The 16,709-nt window shown below is 65.6% G+C and carries 14 protein-coding genes; 6 read left to right on the top strand and 8 right to left on the bottom strand.

Going from position 1 to position 16,709, the window contains the following annotated elements; all coding sequences use genetic code 11:
- The first annotated feature begins 56 nt into the window (after window positions 1-56).
- Genes WBL06_RS02155 through WBL06_RS02130 form a run of 6 tightly spaced genes read left to right on the top strand, consistent with a single transcriptional unit; the run spans window position 57 to window position 5,279 of the window.
- Window positions 57-650: an acyltransferase gene (locus tag WBL06_RS02155; RefSeq protein WP_424454332.1), complete on the top strand. Its 594-nt coding sequence runs from the start codon at window positions 57-59 to the stop codon at window positions 648-650.
- Window positions 647-1,744 (top strand): DegT/DnrJ/EryC1/StrS family aminotransferase, encoded by a 1,098-nt coding sequence (locus WBL06_RS02150; RefSeq protein WP_424454331.1) that lies wholly within the window; start codon window positions 647-649, stop codon window positions 1,742-1,744. Before WBL06_RS02155 ends, WBL06_RS02150 begins: the two co-directional genes overlap by 4 nt.
- Entirely contained in the window at window positions 1,744-2,730 is a 987-nt protein-coding gene (locus tag WBL06_RS02145; protein WP_424454330.1) for a Gfo/Idh/MocA family protein, read from the top strand. Before WBL06_RS02150 ends, WBL06_RS02145 begins: the two co-directional genes overlap by 1 nt.
- A 31-nt stretch (window positions 2,731-2,761) precedes the next feature.
- A complete protein-coding gene (locus WBL06_RS02140) occupies window positions 2,762-3,670 on the top strand; it encodes a class I SAM-dependent methyltransferase (RefSeq protein ID WP_424454329.1) in 909 nt (302 codons plus the stop codon).
- On the top strand, window positions 3,667-4,389 hold the full coding sequence (locus WBL06_RS02135) for a polysaccharide deacetylase family protein (RefSeq protein WP_424454328.1): 723 nt from the start codon (window positions 3,667-3,669) through the stop codon (window positions 4,387-4,389). The genes WBL06_RS02140 and WBL06_RS02135 overlap by 4 nt, the downstream gene beginning before the upstream one ends.
- A gap of 2 nt (window positions 4,390-4,391) precedes the next feature.
- On the top strand, window positions 4,392-5,279 hold the full coding sequence (locus WBL06_RS02130) for a methionyl-tRNA formyltransferase (RefSeq protein ID WP_424454327.1): 888 nt from the start codon (window positions 4,392-4,394) through the stop codon (window positions 5,277-5,279).
- A 23-nt stretch (window positions 5,280-5,302) separates the two neighbouring features.
- On the opposite strand, the gene WBL06_RS02125 is transcribed toward WBL06_RS02130, so the two are convergent.
- From WBL06_RS02125 to WBL06_RS02090, 8 genes are all read right to left on the bottom strand, one after another.
- Window positions 5,303-7,312, bottom strand: coding sequence for a hypothetical protein (locus tag WBL06_RS02125; protein WP_424454326.1), 2,010 nt, complete (start codon window positions 7,310-7,312; stop codon window positions 5,303-5,305).
- Between the two features lie 160 nt (window positions 7,313-7,472).
- Entirely contained in the window at window positions 7,473-8,669 is a 1,197-nt protein-coding gene (lhgO, locus tag WBL06_RS02120; protein ID WP_424454325.1) for an L-2-hydroxyglutarate oxidase, read from the bottom strand.
- A complete protein-coding gene (locus WBL06_RS02115) occupies window positions 8,669-9,832 on the bottom strand; it encodes a glycosyltransferase (RefSeq protein WP_424454324.1) in 1,164 nt (387 codons plus the stop codon). The genes lhgO and WBL06_RS02115 overlap by 1 nt, the downstream gene beginning before the upstream one ends.
- The gene (locus tag WBL06_RS02110; protein ID WP_424454323.1) at window positions 9,832-10,704 is read right to left on the bottom strand and encodes an NAD-dependent epimerase/dehydratase family protein; all 873 of its coding nucleotides are present in this window, start codon (window positions 10,702-10,704) and stop codon (window positions 9,832-9,834) included. The genes WBL06_RS02115 and WBL06_RS02110 overlap by 1 nt, the downstream gene beginning before the upstream one ends.
- A gap of 16 nt (window positions 10,705-10,720) precedes the next feature.
- The gene (locus WBL06_RS02105; RefSeq protein WP_424454322.1) at window positions 10,721-12,112 is read right to left on the bottom strand and encodes a hypothetical protein; all 1,392 of its coding nucleotides are present in this window, start codon (window positions 12,110-12,112) and stop codon (window positions 10,721-10,723) included.
- 4 nt (window positions 12,113-12,116) lie between these two features.
- Window positions 12,117-13,523, bottom strand: coding sequence for a hypothetical protein (locus WBL06_RS02100; protein ID WP_424454321.1), 1,407 nt, complete (start codon window positions 13,521-13,523; stop codon window positions 12,117-12,119).
- 40 nt (window positions 13,524-13,563) lie between these two features.
- Complete coding sequence (asnB, locus tag WBL06_RS02095; RefSeq protein ID WP_424454320.1) at window positions 13,564-15,447, bottom strand: asparagine synthase (glutamine-hydrolyzing); 1,884 nt, start codon at window positions 15,445-15,447, stop codon at window positions 13,564-13,566.
- 38 nt (window positions 15,448-15,485) lie between these two features.
- Window positions 15,486-16,463 carry an NAD-dependent epimerase/dehydratase family protein gene (locus WBL06_RS02090; protein ID WP_424454319.1) on the bottom strand — a complete coding sequence of 326 codons (978 nt, stop codon included), beginning with the start codon at window positions 16,461-16,463 and terminating at the stop codon, window positions 15,486-15,488.
- Window positions 16,464-16,709 lie beyond the last annotated feature (246 nt).

The following is a 16,709-nucleotide window of genomic DNA, read 5'->3' as shown; positions in this document are numbered from 1 at the left end:
GAGCACCATTCTTCGAGCATCGGGAGCCGGGCGGGCGACTGACTAACATGGGTCGGGTGTCCTTTGCGCATCCGACCGCTGACGTCGCCGACTCCGCGGTGATCGGCGAAGGCTCCAAAGTCTGGCACTACGCCCAGGTGCGCGAAGATGCCCGACTCGGCGAGAACTGCATCATCGGCCGGGGCGCCTACATCGGCAGCGCAGTCGAGCTCGGTGACAACTGCAAGGTGCAGAACTACGCGCTCGTCTACGAGCCCGCGAAGCTCGCGAACGGCGTCTTCATCGGTCCCGCCGTCGTGCTCACCAACGACCACTTTCCCCGCGCCATCAACGCCGACGGCTCGATCAAGTCGGCCCACGACTGGGAGCCCGTCGGAGTGACCATCGGCGAGGGTGCTTCGATCGGCGCGAGTGCTACCTGCGTCGCCCCGGTGACGATCGGGCGCTGGGCACTCGTCGGCTCCGGCGCTGTGGTCGTCAAGGACGTGCCCGACTTCGCACTCGTCGTCGGCAGCCCGGCGCGCCGCGTGGGCTGGGTCGGCAAAGCCGGCGTACCCCTCCAAGCCGGCGATGTCGGCGAGTGGGTCTGCCCACAAACCCGCGAGCGCTACATCGAGAACGACGGCGCTCTGAGAGAGGCACACGCATGAACGACTTCATCCCTCCGGCCAAACCGATCATCGGCGAAGACGAGATCGAGGCCGTCACGCGCGTCATGCGCACCGGAATGGTCGCGCAAGGGCCGGAGGTTGCCGCCTTCGAGACCGAGTTCTCGGCGCACTTCGTCGAAGGCCGCCCCACTGTCGCGGTCAACTCCGGCACGTCGGGCCTGCACCTGGGACTCCTCGCCGCGGGTGTCGGCGCGGGCGACGAGGTCATCGTGCCGTCGTTCACCTTCGCGGCGACCGGAAACTCGGTCGCTCTGGCGGGCGGCATCCCGGTGTTCGCCGACATCGAACCCGACACCTTCACGCTCGACCCGGCGTCGGTCGAAGCGGCGATCACCCCGAAGACCAAGGGCATCATGCCCGTGCACCTCTACGGTCACCCGGCCCGGATGCGCGAACTCGCCGCGATCGCCGAGAAGCACGGCGTCGCGCTCTACGAGGATGCCGCCCAGGCTCACGGCGCGGCGCTCGACGGCAAACCGGTCGGCACCTTCGGTGACTTCACGATGTTCAGCCTCTACCCCACCAAGAACATGACCAGCGGCGAAGGCGGCATGGTGACCTGCGCCAACGACACGATTGCGCGGGCCGTGCGGCTGCTGCGCAACCAGGGCATGGAGAAGCAGTACGAGAACGAGCTGGTCGGCTTCAACGCGCGCATGACCGACATCCACGCCGCCATCGGCCGCGTGCAGCTCACCAAGGTGGATGCCTGGACGGCGGCCCGACAGAGCAACGCCGCTTTCCTCGACGCGAACCTCGCGGGCGTGGTGGTGCCCCCCGTCGCCGCGGGCGCGGTGCACGTCTACCACCAGTACACGGTGCGCGTCACCGACGACCGAGACGGCTTCGTGAAGGCCCTCCGCGAAGAACACCAGGTCGGCAGCGGGGTGTACTACCCGATCCCCAACCACCGCCTACCGTCGCTCGCGTCGTTCGCCCCGGGCCTGGACCTTGCCGAGACCGAACGCGCCGCGCGCGAGGTCGTATCGCTGCCGGTGCACCCGTCGTTGTCGCCGGGCGACCTCGAGCGGGTCGTCACCGCTGTGAATGCCGTCGCACAGGCGGGTGCGTGATGACTCTCCGTGCCGGTCTCGTCGGACTCGGGGTGATGGGCCGCAATCACGGGCGCGTGCTGAGCGACCTCGAAGGCGTCGAGTTCGTCGGTGTCGCCGACCCTGCACCCACCGCGCCGAAGACCGTCGACGGTCGACCCGTCGTCGCGGAGGTCGACGACCTCATCGCCCTCGGTATCGACTACGCCGTTGTCGCCGCACCCACGGTCTACCACCTCGACGTGGGGCGCCAACTCGCCGAGGCCGGCATCCACGCGCTGATCGAGAAGCCGGTTGCCTCGACCGCCGAGGAAGCGCGCGTGCTGCGGGATCTGTTCGCGGCGAAGGGACTCGTGGGTGGCGTCGGCCACATCGAGCGATACAACCCGGCTCTCCAGGTGGCTCGCCAGAAGATCGAGGACGGCCTGATCGGAGAGATCTACCAGATCGCGACTCGACGTCAGAGCCCGTTCCCCGGCCGGATCGCCGATGTCGGCGTGATCAAAGATCTCGCCAGCCACGACATCGACCTCACCGCCTGGGTCGCTCAGCAGGAGTTCATCTCGGTCAACGCCCGCACCGCGCACCGCTCGGGTCGGCCCCACGAAGACATGGTCGTCGCGGTCGGCACGCTGGCCGGAGGGGCGATCACCTCACACATCGTGAACTGGCTGACGCCCTTCAAAGAGCGCGTCACCGTGATCTCTGGCGAGAACGGCACCCTGGTCGCCGACACGCTTACGGCAGATCTCTCCTACTTCGAGAACGGCAGGATTCAGGTGTCCTGGGATCCAGCCTCCTTCCGTGGCGTTTCCGAGGGAGACATGACCCGCTTTGCACTGGACCGCCGAGAACCCCTACGAGTCGAACACGAGGCCTTCCGCGACGCCATTCTCAGCGGATCCACAGCGGGAATCGTCAGTTTTGACGAAGGCACTCGGGTGGTCGAAATCGCCGAGCAGATGGTGACCGACGGAGTCGAGCGACGACTGACCCGGAGTGCCTGATGCGCCCCGGGCCTTCGATCGGATTCGGATCTTGAACGACAAAGACCAGACTGCGAAGAGCTTCAGCGAGAAGTGGCACAACAATCGCCGACTTGCCTTCGACGAGACGCTCGACGAAGCATCCGATATTCAACGCTGGATATTGACCCGAAACGGCATCGACGACCTCGCGGCCCTCACAACGTGGCTGGGTGGGCGGCGCCGTATTCTCGATGCAGGGTGCGGAAACGGTCGAGTCACCGCCCTGCTACGTCGCTACGCGCCCGAGGATGCCGAAGTGGTGGGGATCGACCTCACCGCCTCTGATGTCGCGGCGGAGAATCTCGCGGGCGAACGCAACATCCGTTTCGAAAAGCGCGACCTTCTCGGTGACCTGTCGGGCCTGGGCGAGTTCGATCTCATCTACTGCCAAGAAGTTCTCCACCACACCGGCGATGCCGCCGGGGCCTTCCGCAATGTGGCGAGCCTCCTCTCGGACGAGGGTGAGATCGCCGTCTATGTCTATAAGGTCAAGCCCCCGGTCCGGGAGTACACCGACGACCTGGTGAGGAGCCGAATCTCCCAGCTTCCGTACCCCGACGCGATGGACGCGATGCGCGCGGTCACGGAGCTGGGCCGGGCTCTCTCCGACCTTGACGTCAAGATCGAAGTCCCCGACGTCAAAGTTCTGGGAATCTCCGCCGGAACCTACGACATCCAAAGGTTCATTTACCACTTCTTCGCGAAGGCCTTCTGGAATCCCGCGATGGACGTCGAGGCGAACGCCGCCATCAACTACGACTGGTACCACCCGCAGCTCGCGACTCGACACACGCTCGAGGAAGTCGAGGGGTGGTTCGCCGCCGAGGGCCTCCGGGTCGTGCACAGCCTTGTCGACGACTACGGAATCACCGTGCGCGGCGTCCGACCCCGGGGTTCGACACGCGGCTCGACCTCATGAGGGATGACTCCCCCCCTGGCAGCTACCACCTGACGTTCGACATCGATTGGGCTCCCGACTGGGCGGTCGCTGATGTCCTGGAGTCGTTGGCAGCGCACTCGGTCCCGGCTACCTTCTTCGTCACCCACCGTAGCGAGATACTCCGCGAGATCGCTGCGCGCGGTCACGAAATCGGCATCCACCCGAACTTTCTTCCGGGGTCGAGTCACGGGGCCGAACCGAGGGGAGTCATGGAGACGGTGCTCGCTCTCGCTCCCGACGCTCGAGTCATGCGGACTCATTCGCTCGTACAAAGTACGACTCTGTTCGAGGCAATCCTGGCCGAGTCCCCGCAGATCGAGCATGACCTCAGCCTGCTCACCTACGGCTCGCCGCATACCGCATGGACCGCGTGGCACTCGCGAGGCAAAAGGATACGGCGCTTGAACTACAACTGGGAGGACGATCTGGCGTTCGACGACCCGAATCAGGACTGGACCGTGTATCGTCCTGTTGCGCCGATCGACGTGCTCGACTTCCACCCGATCCATGTCGCGCTGAACTCGAGTCGCGAGGACGCCTATATGTTGCTCAAGGGTCGGCTGGGTCCGGGTCACCTGCATGAAGCGGAGCGAGACGATGCGCTTGCGCTTCGGGAACGCGGACCGGGCACCGCGGACTACCTTCACGCGGTACTGAATTCGACCGCACGGCCCCTGTCCTTCGAGGAGCTGCTGTGAGAGTGGGACTGATCGGCCGAACAGCCTGGCTTCTCGATACCGCTCATCTCGTCCTCGAGCGAGGCCACGAGATCAGCTTCATCTGTACGGCTCCATCGTCTCCGGAGGCCCGCGCCGGCGTCACGGAGTTCCAGGCATTCGCCAGCACCCACGGCACTCCCTTCTTCGCCGACCCGCGCATCTCGGGCCTCGATCTCACCGCCGATGTCTGCCTGTCAGTCAATTGGGTGACGGTACTGAGACAGCCGTTTCTGGAACGGTTCGCGCACGGGGTGTTCAACGCCCATCCCGGCGACCTCCCCCGGTTCCGCGGCAACGCGTGCCTCAACTGGGCTATTCTCGCCGGGGAAAGCGAGGCGGTCCTGACCGTGCACAGGATGGTCGAGGAGCTCGATGCCGGCCCGATCGCACTGAAGCGCCGACGACCGATAGCACCCGAGGACGACATCTCCACCCTGTACGCGTGGCTCGACGAGCAGATACCAGCCGCTCTCGTGGAGACTCTCGACCGGGTCGTTGATGGCACCCTCGAGCTTCGGCCGCAGGATCCGTCGATACGGCCGTTGCGGGTTTACCCTCGCAAGCCAGAAGACTCGAGAATCAATTGGGGCGACACCGCCGAACGGATCCTTCGACTCGTGCGCGCCTCTGCCGCACCCTTTGGCGGCGCGTTGACCCGGTTAGAGTCGGGCGAGGAGATCGCGATCCACCGAGCGCGCGTCCACGTCCCGGACCACGACTTCTTGGCTGTTCCCGGCCAGGTGTGTTACGCGGTTGACGGTAACCCGATCATCGCGACCGGTGACGGCATGCTCGAGTTGGTCGAGCTTGCGGACGATGTGGCTTCCAAACAGATCATCCTGCGCTCACTTCGCAATCGGCTGGTGTGATCCGGCCAACTCGACAGCTCGGATCACGGGGTCGTGGCGAGTGTGTTGATCGCTCCGGCGATTGAGAACCCGAGCGGGCTGTTGCCTGCGACCTGCGCGGTCAGATACTTACCCCCGTCTGCCGCCTTCGACACATACGTCGTCGCCGTCGCCCCACTGATCACCACACACCCCGACGGCACGAACGTATACGTCGCACTCACCGGCTGATTGCAACGCAACCAATGAATCGCCATCGTCGGCGCTGGAGAACCCGTCCACGTTCCGACATCCACCGTCCACGTCGACCCGATCGGCGCCGCACCCGACACCGTCGGCAACACTGTATTCGCCGGGAACGCCGAATGCGTCGCGACCGTGTTGACGGCGCCGGCCAGCGAGAACCCGAGCGGGCTGTTGCCTGCGACCTGCGCCGTCAGATACTTACCCCCGTCTGCCGCCTTCGACACATACGTCGTCGCCGTCGCCCCACTGATCACCACACACCCCGACGGCACGAACGTATACGTCGCACTCACCGGCTGATCGCAGCGCAACCAATGAATCGCCATCGTCGGCGCCGGAGAACCCGTCCACGTTCCGACATCCACCGTCCACGTCGACCCGATCGGCGCCGCACCCGACACCGTCGGCAACACCGTATTCGTCGGGAATCCCACCGGTATCGTGCTCACCGCCCCGGCGAGAGCGAAGCCGAGCGGACTGTTGCCCGCAACCTGCGCCGTCAGATACCTACCCACATCCGTCTGCGTCGACACGTACGTCGTGGCCGTCGCTCCGCTGATCACCACACACCCCGACGGCACCACCGTGTAGATCACGTTCATCGGCTGGGTGCAGCGGAGCCAGTGAATCGCCATCGTCGGCGTCGGCGTCCCCGCCCACGTCCCGACATCAACCGTCCACGTCGACCCCACCGTGGCAACACCCGAAACCGTCGGCGGCGTGAGGTTCACGGGGTGGCCGACCGCGACGGGGAAGACGCCACCTGCCGTCATCGACCCGTACTGATTCGTTCCGGTGACGAGTATCGCGATGAATCTCCCCGCATCGACGGCCACCGTCGTGTAAGTCTGTGATGTCGCCCCGGAAATCGCGGTGCACCCGCTCGGAACGCCATCGAAGATCACGAGGGGGCGGCTGGTGCAGCTCATCCAGACGAAACCGAAACTCGGAGAACCTGTCCACGGTCCGGTCTGGGCCGTCATCGTCGAGCCGACGGCACTCGATCCCGCGATACTCGGACCGGTGACGGGATGTGGCTCGGACAGTGCCAGCGTGTCGCCGAACCACGCGTTGTAGAAGCGCCAAAAGTTCCGGTTTCCGTACGAAGAGCAGCTGTCTCCGGTTCCGCCGAGATTAGCGAGCGCGGCAGCGTTCGGCTGGTACGGCGTGTAGTTGTAGAGCGCGGCCGTCGCGTAGTTCTGGATGTAGACCGTCGTGCTTCCGCAGGCGGCGTTGGGGTGCCACTGGATCGCATGCGAGCCAGGCTGACGACCGAATCGGCTGGCCTTATAGGTATTGAGCTGCAGCGCTCCCGAGTAGACCTGGTTTCCGAAACCCAGAGTCGACGGCGCACACGGCGCCGTATCCGGGCACGCGTAGCCCATCGCGCGGTCGAGCGCCGACTGCGACGGCGCGCTCTTCGTGATGAGCCCTTGCTCTTTCTGGAGCGTCACGAGAATTACCTTGGCGCTGATACCGCACGACGATTGCGCTCGGAAGATGATGGTCGCCGCAGGAAGCCACTCGCCTCCCTGAAAGGCCTCGCACTTTACGTTCCCGGTGTCTTGCGAGATCGACCGCGGTCGGCTGGCGACGGTGAACGTCATGTGCGCCAACCCGCTCCCCTTCGCGGTGAGGAACTGCTGAATCTCCGATTCCGACATCGCATCGGCGTCGTAGAACAACGTGTCGCTGATAATCGCGCCGGGTATAAAGTCGCTCCCGGAGATCGCCTGAACCGGCGCCACCGGAGCGACCGCGCTCACTGCTGTGGCCAGCATCGCTGCCGCCAGAAGACGGCTCGTCACGCCACGCACCCACGAGAGTGGCTCGCGTCTGCTGGTGGTACTTCGAATCATGACGACTCCGCCGATCGATCTGACGCCCCCGCGTCAGGTACTCCATCCTGACACTTGCCACCCGTCGACCGCCTCTAGTGAGCCGCGCGCCTCCGAAACCGATCGACCGCTACCGGGTTCTCGGCGACACGACGAGCTGCGCGATGTGCCGCGCAATCTCCAGTGCGCTCGTCGCAGCCGGCGACGGTGCATTGAGGATGTGGATCTGATTCTGCGTCTGGTGGATCGAGAAGTCATCGATGAGCTTGCCGTCGCGACCGATGGCCTGCGCGCGGACCCCGGCGCCAGACCGCACGAGATCGGCAGGGGTGATCTCGGGCACGAGCCGGGCAAGATCGCGGGCGAAGCGTCGCTTGGAGAACGACCGGAGGACCTCCTGGGCGCCCGTTCGCACGTTTCCGGCTGCGAGCTTGAGGAACCCCGGAAAAGTGACGGTCCCGAAGACATCCCGCGGCGAGATGTCGGACCAACGGTAGCCTTCCCGGGCGAGCGCCAGAACGGCATTCGGGCCCGCATGAACCGTCCCGTCGATCATTCGGGTGAGGTGCACTCCCAGGAACGGCATCTCCGGATCGGGGACGGGATAGATCAGGCCGCGCACGAGATTCTGGCTCTGCGGCGCAAGCTCGTAGTACTCCCCTCGGAAGGGCACGATGCGCACGCCCGGAGCGATCCCGGCCATGCGAGCAACGGTGTCACTGTGCAGCCCTGCGGCGTTGATCAGCAAGTCCGACGACTCCTGGCCGAGATCGTGCTCGACGGTGACTCCCTGATCAGAGCTACGGATGCCGCGTGCTCGCGTACCGGACACCAGATTCGCGCCGTTCGCGGTCGCAAGCTCGGCGAACTTCGCCGAGACCGCGCGGTAGTCGACGATTCCGGTGTTCTCGACCCGGAGAACCTTGAGGCCGCCGAGATGCGGTTCGTACTCGCGTGCTTCCTCCATGGAGATGAGCCGACATGTCACGCCGTTCGCGGTCGCCCGTTCGGCGAGTGCATCGAGTCGCGGAATTTCGCTCTCGGAGGTCGCCACGATGAGTTTGCCGACGGTCTCGTACGGGATGCCGTGCTCCCGAGCGAAAGCGGTCATCGAGCGGTTGCCGGCGAGACACATGCGCGCCTTCAGCGATCCGGGCTTGTAGTACGGGCCGGCATGAATGACGCCGGAGTTGTGACCGGTCTGATGGGCCGCCCAGGTGGGTTCCTTCTCCAGGAGCGTCACCGCGAAACCGGTCGACGAAAGGTGGTGCGCGAGCGAGAGACCGAGGATCCCGCCGCCGACAATCGTGACGCGTGTGGTGCCCACTATTTACCGTTCTTCCGCTCGTGAATCGCCCGCGCTCGACGATAGTCGTTCGCGATCTTCGAGGTGATCGCCACCGGATCGTGCCACCGTTCGACGAACGCCCGACTCTGTCGCGCGCGAGCCACGAGTTGCGCGCGCGGCTGCACGAGGATCTCCCGCAGCGCGTCCTTGACCGTGGTCGGTGTGGCGCGGAAGAACGGGAGGTCGTCGGCCATCTCGGCGGGGAGGAATCGGAAGTCCGACTCTCGGAGGTAGACCACCACGGGCTTTCCGAGGGCCATCGCCTCGACGGCGACTCCCCCATACCAACCGGCATAGAGCTGGTCGATCACGACGTCAGCGTTCCGGTAGCGGGCGAGGGCCTCGGCGTTGCTCACGCCCTCGATGAGGTCGAGCTCGAACGCGTAACCTTCCGACGCTAGCTCGGAGAGCGCCCTCACGATGAGATCGGTGCCCTTGACGGCGCGGTTGCTGGGCGCATGGGCGAAGACGAGCCGCTCGTGCTCCTCCTGGGTGTACCGCGGCTCCCACTCGCTCACCGCGACGTGACCGTAAGGTACGAACTCAGCCGACGCGGGCAAGACGTTGAGGAGGTCGGGGTTCACCGCGTAGATCGCGAAGGCGTGTCTGCCCATCAGCGTGATCTGGCGGCGTTTCCACGCGTCGCTCTCGGCGGTGTAGTACCCCGGGGGAACCTGGGTGGCGATGCTGATGTCGAAGTGCTGAAGCGAGTAGTCTCCCTGACGCGCGTCGTCCCCCTGGTAGTGGACGAAGACAGGGATGCGGCGAGCGCGGAGCACGGCGAGCTCCGCGCGTTGCAACACGCCCGCCACCACTCCAAGCGCGCGAGCCAAGAGCCGCCCCGCGGCGCTTCCACCGGAACCGCGGCGGGAAAGCAGCTTGCCCCCGTTGGAGAACAACGTGCTGCCGTAGTTGTAGTGGACGGCATCCCATCGGCCGAACACGTAGGTTCCCGCCCGCAGCGCCGTGAGCATCTGACGCAGCACGGGTTCCTGGGGCTCGGTCAGGACCCGATCGACGGGATAGTTCAGGTAGTCCTGGTCGATCGTCCATACCTGGGATTCGATCCCCTGCAGCCGCAACTGCCGACTGAGTCCGGACGGGCCGCCCCCGACTGCGGTGGGGAGATGGAGGACGCGCATCAGTCGCGGATGTCAGGCAGAGCTTCGCGCAACGTGATCGACGGGGGTCGGAGGAGTTCGCCCATCCGTTCGGTGGATGCGATGAGGTCGGCCGGGGCGCCGTCGCTGTGGTCGAAGACGGGCTCCAGCCCGGAGTCGCTTCCGAAGAGTTCACCGATGTCACGCAGCGAGACCGTCTCGGGACCCGCGACATTGACCGTCACCCGACCCTCGAGCTTTGCCGCCGCGATCGTGGCGGCGGCCGCGTCGGACGCGTGGACGGGGTTGATCCGCATCCCGTCCGGCCCCTGCAGACCGAGCGCTTCGCCGTTGCGCACCCGATCGTAGAGGCGGGGAATGAGCATCGAGCGACTCTGTGCAGGCCCGTAGATGAAGAAGTAGCGCAGGGCGGCGGTCGAGAATTGGGCGCCGTAGCTGCCGACGAGCGCCTCGCTCGACAGCTTGGTCGCGAGGTAGAAACCGAGATCAGCGGGCTCGTGCAGCGGCGAGTCTTCGGTGAGCTCGGTGCCTGCCGCCCCGCGGTAGACACCGCCCGACGAAGCGTAGACGAAGTTGGTCACGCCGCTCCGGGTCGCGTAATCCAACAAGAAGGCGGTCGAGGCCACGTTGATGGCGAAAACGGCGGGCGCCGCGCCCGGAAAGTCTCGGAACTCCCGCGCCTGTGCTAGGTGGAAGACCGCGTCCATCCTGGTGGGCAGCGCCGACTCGGCTAAAGGCTGCGACAGGTCGGCTGAGACGAATCGGACGTCGTCGCGGAATCCTTGGCTGGGGTCGCGGACCACGGCGTGGACTTCCACGCCGTCGTCGGCGAGGGCGTCGACAGTTGCCCGGCCGAGCAAGCCGGCCGCTCCGGTCACCAGTGCCGTCTTCATGGGAATCGATCTCCTCTCACGGGGACTGCTGAAGCAGTCTCGCCCACTGGTCGGGCGAGGCGACGCCGCGTTCGAACGTGCCCTCTGCCATCCTCGCGTAGACCTCGCTCTGGAGTTGCGCCGTGAGTTCCGGCGAATGCCGCTCGAGAAGCCACGCTCGATACCGGGACCGGGTCTCGCCGATCACGACGTCGCGCCCTCGCTCCGCGATGTCGCGCAGTACGCCCGTCGTCTGACGCACGATCTCCTCCGTGGTCGCCGCGTGGTGCCAGGGCACCGGGCCGCCGATGAGCTGCTCACCGATCGGCGCGAGGCCCCTGCTGACCAGCGGCGTTCCCTGTTCTACAGCGCGAAGCGCGAGCGCGCCGAACGCGTCGAGCCCGAACTGGTCCCACACGACATCGACGTCGGCCATCATCCGCTGAAGCGACAACCTCGCCATCGGCGGGACCCACGCCACTTTCCCTCCAACCCCGGCTTCCTCCAGGAAAGACCGCGACTCAGCCAGCTGGAGTCCCCATTCGACGGCCACCAGCCCGACGTCGACGCCGGAGCGGCGCAGCTCGACGAACGCCGTGAGAGCCTTCTTCGAGCCCTTGTCGTGGTGCTTGCTCCAGTTCTGACTCGACGGCAGAAGCACCAGACTCGACGAACTCGTCTGCTCCAGGATCGCTTTTCGGCGTGGCGCCGACCCGGCGAACGGTACTCGGTCATCGAGGGTGTAGGGGTGGGGCAGCGCGGTCCATCGACCCGGGGCAACTTCTTCGGCGATCTCGATGGTGCGGGGGTCGAGATTGGTCACCCAGAGCTGCATCGCTTCTTCGATCTGCTTCCGGTAGGCCTTTCGGAGAACCGCGGATTCCCGCCCGCCGTCCGCGATCCACCGAACGGTCCCATGCTCCAGGTAGGCCGTCGTGCGCGGGTTCGGCGGCACCTTCAGGTGGATCAGCGAGTCAGCACCGTACAACACATCGACGACACCCGAAATCGGGCTGAGCCTGGGGCGCCGAGCGAGGACCATCCGATACGACGCATCGAAGATCGGCTGTGCCCAGCGCTTCCCGTAGAGCGGGAGGAGGATCGCGCGCGCCACGGACATCATGTGCCCGCTCAGCCCGCGACCCCCGGACTGTGGGGCGACATCACCGGCGGCGGACGGAGCTGTGAGGTCGGTGAACTTCGAGTTGACGGCGACTGCCCCCGGCACTGTCGACCAGTCGGGTCGGTGCACCCATTCGGCGCCCGGAACCTCGAAGTCGGCCGACTCCCAGGCTGGCGCGGAAATCGCGTGCTCGAGCCCGAACATCCGAATCGGGAGCTGCGATGGGATGTCGGCATACTGCCCGAGGAGCAATGCGTTGTAGTAGGCGTTGTTCGCCGTGTTGCCGAAATGCCGAAGCTGCATCACCCGGTCACGCGTCCTTCAAATCGGCCGCGTCGATCCACTGCGGCCATGCGTCGGTCGCCGCGCTACCAGATCGGAACGACCCGTCGAGGATTGCAGCATAGAGATCGTGCTGGAGGGCAGCCGTGACGGCGGGTGGGTGGCGTTCGAACAGCCAGGCGCGATACCGGTCTCGGGTCGACGCGACAACCGAGGCCCGCCCATCGCGGGCGATCTGCTCGAGCACCTGAGTCGTCTCGTGCACAATCTCGTCGGTCGAACCCGCCGCCCGCCAGGGGACCGGACCCCCAATGAACTGTTCGCCGATCCGCGTCAGCCCACTGCTGACGAGCGGGGCGCCCTGCTCGACCGCCCGAAGGGCGAGGGCTCCGAAGACTTCGAGGCCGAACTGATCCCAAACGACATCAACATTCGCCATCATCCGCTGCAACGGGAACCTAGCCAGCGGCGGGAGCCAGACGACATTCGCACCCACTCCGGCCTGCTCCAGGTACGTTCGCGACTCGGCGAGCTGGTGTCCCCACTCGATCGCAATGAGTCCGACATCTACCCCCCGACGGCGCAGCTCGACGTATGCGCGCAGCGCCGTCATAGAGCCCTTGTCGTGCTCCTTGCTCCAGTTCTGGCTTGCCGGGAGCAGTACGAGGAACTGGGAACGCGACGCTCGTAGCAGTGCGTCACGTTGAGTCGACGATTCCGGAAAGGGCACGCGCGGATCGGGAAGGAAAGGGTGAGGGAACGCTGACCAGCGCCCAGGCATGAGGTCCTCCGCGACCTCCAACGTGCGCGGATCGAGGTTCGTGACCCACAGGTGCATGGACCGTTGCACTTGCTGACGGTAGGCGTCTCGGAAAGCCTTCTCGGCGCGACTCCCGTCGGCCACCCAACGGATCGTGCCGTGTTCGAGGCAGACCGTCCGTGACGGGACCTTCGGGATCTGTTCGAGAATCAATGAGGGGGACCCGTAGACCACGTTGACGTGTCCGGCCTGCTCGGCGAGCACGGGTCGGCGCGCCAGCGCGCGACGATCCCGCACCTCGACCAGCGGCCGAGCCCAGGCCTTTCCGCGCAGCGGCCCGAACAGCCTCGTCCGAGCGGCCATGACAAGTCGCGTGGCCGGAGACGCCGCTGCGTGAGAGGGCGCATCGCCAGCGGCCGGCAGGGACACGTTCGGCAGGTCTGAGTACGCGGCATTGACGGCGGCTGCCTCAGGGAAGAGCGTCCAGTCAGGCTTCGCCACCCACTCCGCGTCGGGTACGTCAAAGTCCGCCAGCTCCCAGGCCGGAGCCGAAATCGCGTGGTCGATGCCGTACATCCGAATCGGAAGCTCGGACTCGATCCCCTGGAAGTGATCGAGCAGGAGCACGTTGTGGACGGCATTGTTCGCCGTATTGCCGAAGTGGCGGACTCTCATGGGAACTCCGTCGTCGTCGCGCGAGAAGGGTGGCAGTTCGTCACGAGGACGGGCGAACCTGCGAGAGCCATTCATGCACGCTCAGCAAGCCCCAGACGAGCAGGCGTCGGTTCTCGCTGCCGGAGAGGTGTGCCTCGAGCACCGTCCGCACCGCGCTCTCGTCGAGCACGTCATAGAGGGGGCTCGCGCTGCCGAGCTGGCGACGCACGAAGTCGATGCTCTCGCCACGGAACCAGCTCGCATCCGGCGATGAGAAGCCTTGCTTGGCGCGGCCGGTGACGTCATCGGGAATGATGCGGCTCATCGCTTCCCGGAGGATCTGCTTGCCGTCCTTCGTGCGCTGGAAGAACTTGTCGGGCTTGGCGCCCGTCTCGTTCTCATTGAGCCGCACGACTTCGGCGAGGTTGTTGAGCTTGTACTTCACCGGTACGCGCATCGCGAAGTCGACCAGGTCGTTGTCAAGGAACGGCACACGCCCCTCGAGCCCGTGGGCCATGGAGATCTTGTCCTCGACGACGAGCAAGCCGTGGAGGAAGGTCTTCGCCTCGAAGTAGAGCGAGTGGTTGATGTAGTCCTCGGGACGCTGAGGTGCTTCCGGCTCGGCCGGGTAGACGCCGCGGAAGATGTCGCGCGTCGACACGTCGGCGACCTGCCCGCGGATGGGCGAGGTGAGCGCCTTCAACTCGTCGGGCGACGTGAGGCGCTGCCAGTAGTCGAAATAGCTGTCGACGTAGTCCTCGAAGTTGAGCGCGTTGGTCGCCCGGTAGTACCGCCACGGATAGCCGCCGAACAGCTCATCGCCGCCGGCACCCGAGAGGACGACCTTGACGAACTTGCTCGCGAGTTGAGCCGCGTAGTAGTTGGGGTAGCTCTGCCCGACGCGGGGCTCCTCGAGGTGGTGCGTGAGTGCCGAGAAGGAGCGCTCCATGTCGCCGGACTTCAGCACGATCTCGTATTGCTCGGTCTTGAAGGCCGCGGACATCGCCTCCGCGACGGCGCGCTCGTCGAACGCGAGCTCCATCCCCGAGGCACTGCTGAGGTCGAATCCGCAGGTGAACGTCTTCATCCCGGGGAACGAACCCGCCGCGACCGCAGTGATCGAGCCACTGTCCATACCGCCGCTGAGGTAGCTACCCACCTCGACGTCACTCAGGAGCTGACGGTTGACAGCCTGCCGGAAGAGTCTCTCGAGCTCCTCGACGTACTCTTCGTGGCTCGCCTCGGGAGACTCCTCGCGGAAGTCGAAGTCCCAGTACCGCGTGATCGTGAGGCGCGGAGACGACGACTTGAGGTCGAGCACGCCGTAGCTGCCGGCGGGTAGCAGCTCGATGTCGTGCAGGAGGGTGCGCTCCGAGAGGATGTTCTGGAACGTGAAGTACTCCATGAGCGCCGTCGTGTCGAGCCGACGTGAGAAGTCGGTGCGAGCCAGGATCGCCTTCTGCTCCGAGCCGAACGAGAACGTGTGACCCTGGTGGCTCACATAGAGCGGTTTGATGCCGTAGCGATCACGCGCGACGAGGAGGCGACGCTCGACCGAGTCGTAGAAGCCGATCGCGAGCATCCCGTTGAAACGCAGGAGCGCGTCGGGGCCCCACTCGATGAGGGCGTTGAGCACGACCTCGGTGTCGCTCGAGCCGCGGAAGCGGTGCCCGTGCGCCTCTAGCTCGGCGCGCAGCTCACGATGGTTGTAGACCATCCCGTTGTACGTGAGCACGTACCGGGAGTCGGCGGAGACCATCGGCTGGTGGCCGAGCGGCGAGAGGTCGATGATGGCCAGCCGGCGGTGGCCGATGCCGACGTTCTCCTTGATCCAGTGGCCCTCCCCGTCGGGACCGCGATGCGCGAGCGCGTCGGTCATCGACTGCAGGAGGACCGGCGAAATCGCGTCGCCCGCGAGGTCGACGATGCCGGCGATGCCGCACATGTGCTATCCCTCCTCGCGAGTTGCGACGCCCGCGTAGCTCACTCGTTGCCGGGGTTGGACTTGCGCCAGTCGATGAGCGCCTGCAGTCCGTCGCGCAGCGAATCCTGATAAGCGAAACCGAAGTCGCGCTCCGCCTTGTCGGTGGAGCCGATGCGGTTCTGCACCATGCGGCGGCTGTCTTCCGCACTGTACGGTCGGTACTCGACCTTGAGGTCGGAGCCGCGCAGCTCGAGGATGAGATCGCACAGTTCGCGAATGCTCGTCTGCACCCCCGTGCCGACGTTGTAGAACTCGTCAGCCACATCGCTCTGCAATGCGAGCACGTTGCAGCGTGCGACATCGCGCGCGGTGACGAAGTCGTATGCCTGCGACCCGTCGCCATTGATGACAGGAGCCTCGTTGGCGTCGATCTTGTTGAGCATGATCGGGATCACGCCGGTGTACACGGCGGTTTGGTCCTGGTGAGGTCCGTAGACGTTCATGTAGCGCAGGCCGACGTAGCTCAGGCCGTAGCGGTCGAAGAACGCGCGGGCCATCGCTTCGCCCGCGATCTTCGTGGCGCCGTAGAAGTTGCGGTTGTTGAACGGGTGCTCCTCCGTCATCGGCACGGTGACGGCGTCGCCGTAGACGCTCGCGGAGCTCGACCAGACGAGTCGCTCGATGTCGTTGTTGACGCACGCCTCGAGGACATTGAAGGTGCCCGCGATGTTCACGTCGAAGGCGGTGCGCGGGTAGTCCTTGCAGTGCAGAAGCCACATCGCCGCGAGATCGATGACGCCGTCGGCGTCGGAGAGTGCCTTGTTGAGCACGTCGATCTCGCGCACGTCGCCGCCGTCGGGGAAGACCGACACGCGGGGGTCGGTGAGCATGTGCGCGATGTTCGAACGCTTGCCGCGGGCGAAGTTGTCGTAGATGGTGATGCGATCGGCGTCGGTCGACATGAGCTCCTCGACGACGTGGCTGCCGATGAAACCGGCACCGCCGATCACGACGATGTGCTTACCCGCGATGTCCATAGCCAGATCCGTTCCACGATTGAGGGATACGCGCGCAGCGCGACCAGGCCGCGGCTGACGCGCGACGACCGAGTGTCAATACTAGTGTCGCGTTTCTGAAGTTGGTTGACGGTTCGCTTTCTTGAGGATGTCGTCGGCGGTTTTGGTCCAGACGAAGGCGTGTTTGCGGTCGTTCCAGCCGGTGACGAATTGGCGGATCTTCGCGTTGAGGTCTTTCACGCTGGTGAAGACGCCGCGGCGGATCGC

Source organism: Pseudolysinimonas sp., assembly GCF_049651805.1.
GTDB lineage: Bacteria > Actinomycetota > Actinomycetes > Actinomycetales > Microbacteriaceae > Pseudolysinimonas_A.
Note: the sequence above shows the minus strand (reverse complement) of the source record. Positions and strands in the feature narration are given on the sequence as shown.

Bases quoted from the DNA above. Each gene is read 5' to 3' on its own strand.
- WBL06_RS02150 (WP_424454331.1), top strand. From the start codon at position 647: ATGAACGACTTCATCCCTCCGGCCAAACCGATCATCGGCGAAGACGAG.
- WBL06_RS02145 (WP_424454330.1), top strand. From the start codon at position 1,744: ATGACTCTCCGTGCCGGTCTCGTCGGACTCGGGGTGATGGGCCGCAAT.
- WBL06_RS02135 (WP_424454328.1), top strand. From the start codon at position 3,667: ATGAGGGATGACTCCCCCCCTGGCAGCTACCACCTGACGTTCGACATC.
- WBL06_RS02115 (WP_424454324.1), bottom strand. From the start codon at position 9,832: ATGCGCGTCCTCCATCTCCCCACCGCAGTCGGGGGCGGCCCGTCCGGA.
- WBL06_RS02110 (WP_424454323.1), bottom strand. From the start codon at position 10,704: ATGAAGACGGCACTGGTGACCGGAGCGGCCGGCTTGCTCGGCCGGGCA.
- WBL06_RS02100 (WP_424454321.1), bottom strand. From the start codon at position 13,523: ATGAGAGTCCGCCACTTCGGCAATACGGCGAACAATGCCGTCCACAAC.
- asnB (WP_424454320.1), bottom strand. From the start codon at position 15,447: ATGTGCGGCATCGCCGGCATCGTCGACCTCGCGGGCGACGCGATTTCG.
- WBL06_RS02090 (WP_424454319.1), bottom strand. From the start codon at position 16,463: ATGGACATCGCGGGTAAGCACATCGTCGTGATCGGCGGTGCCGGTTTC.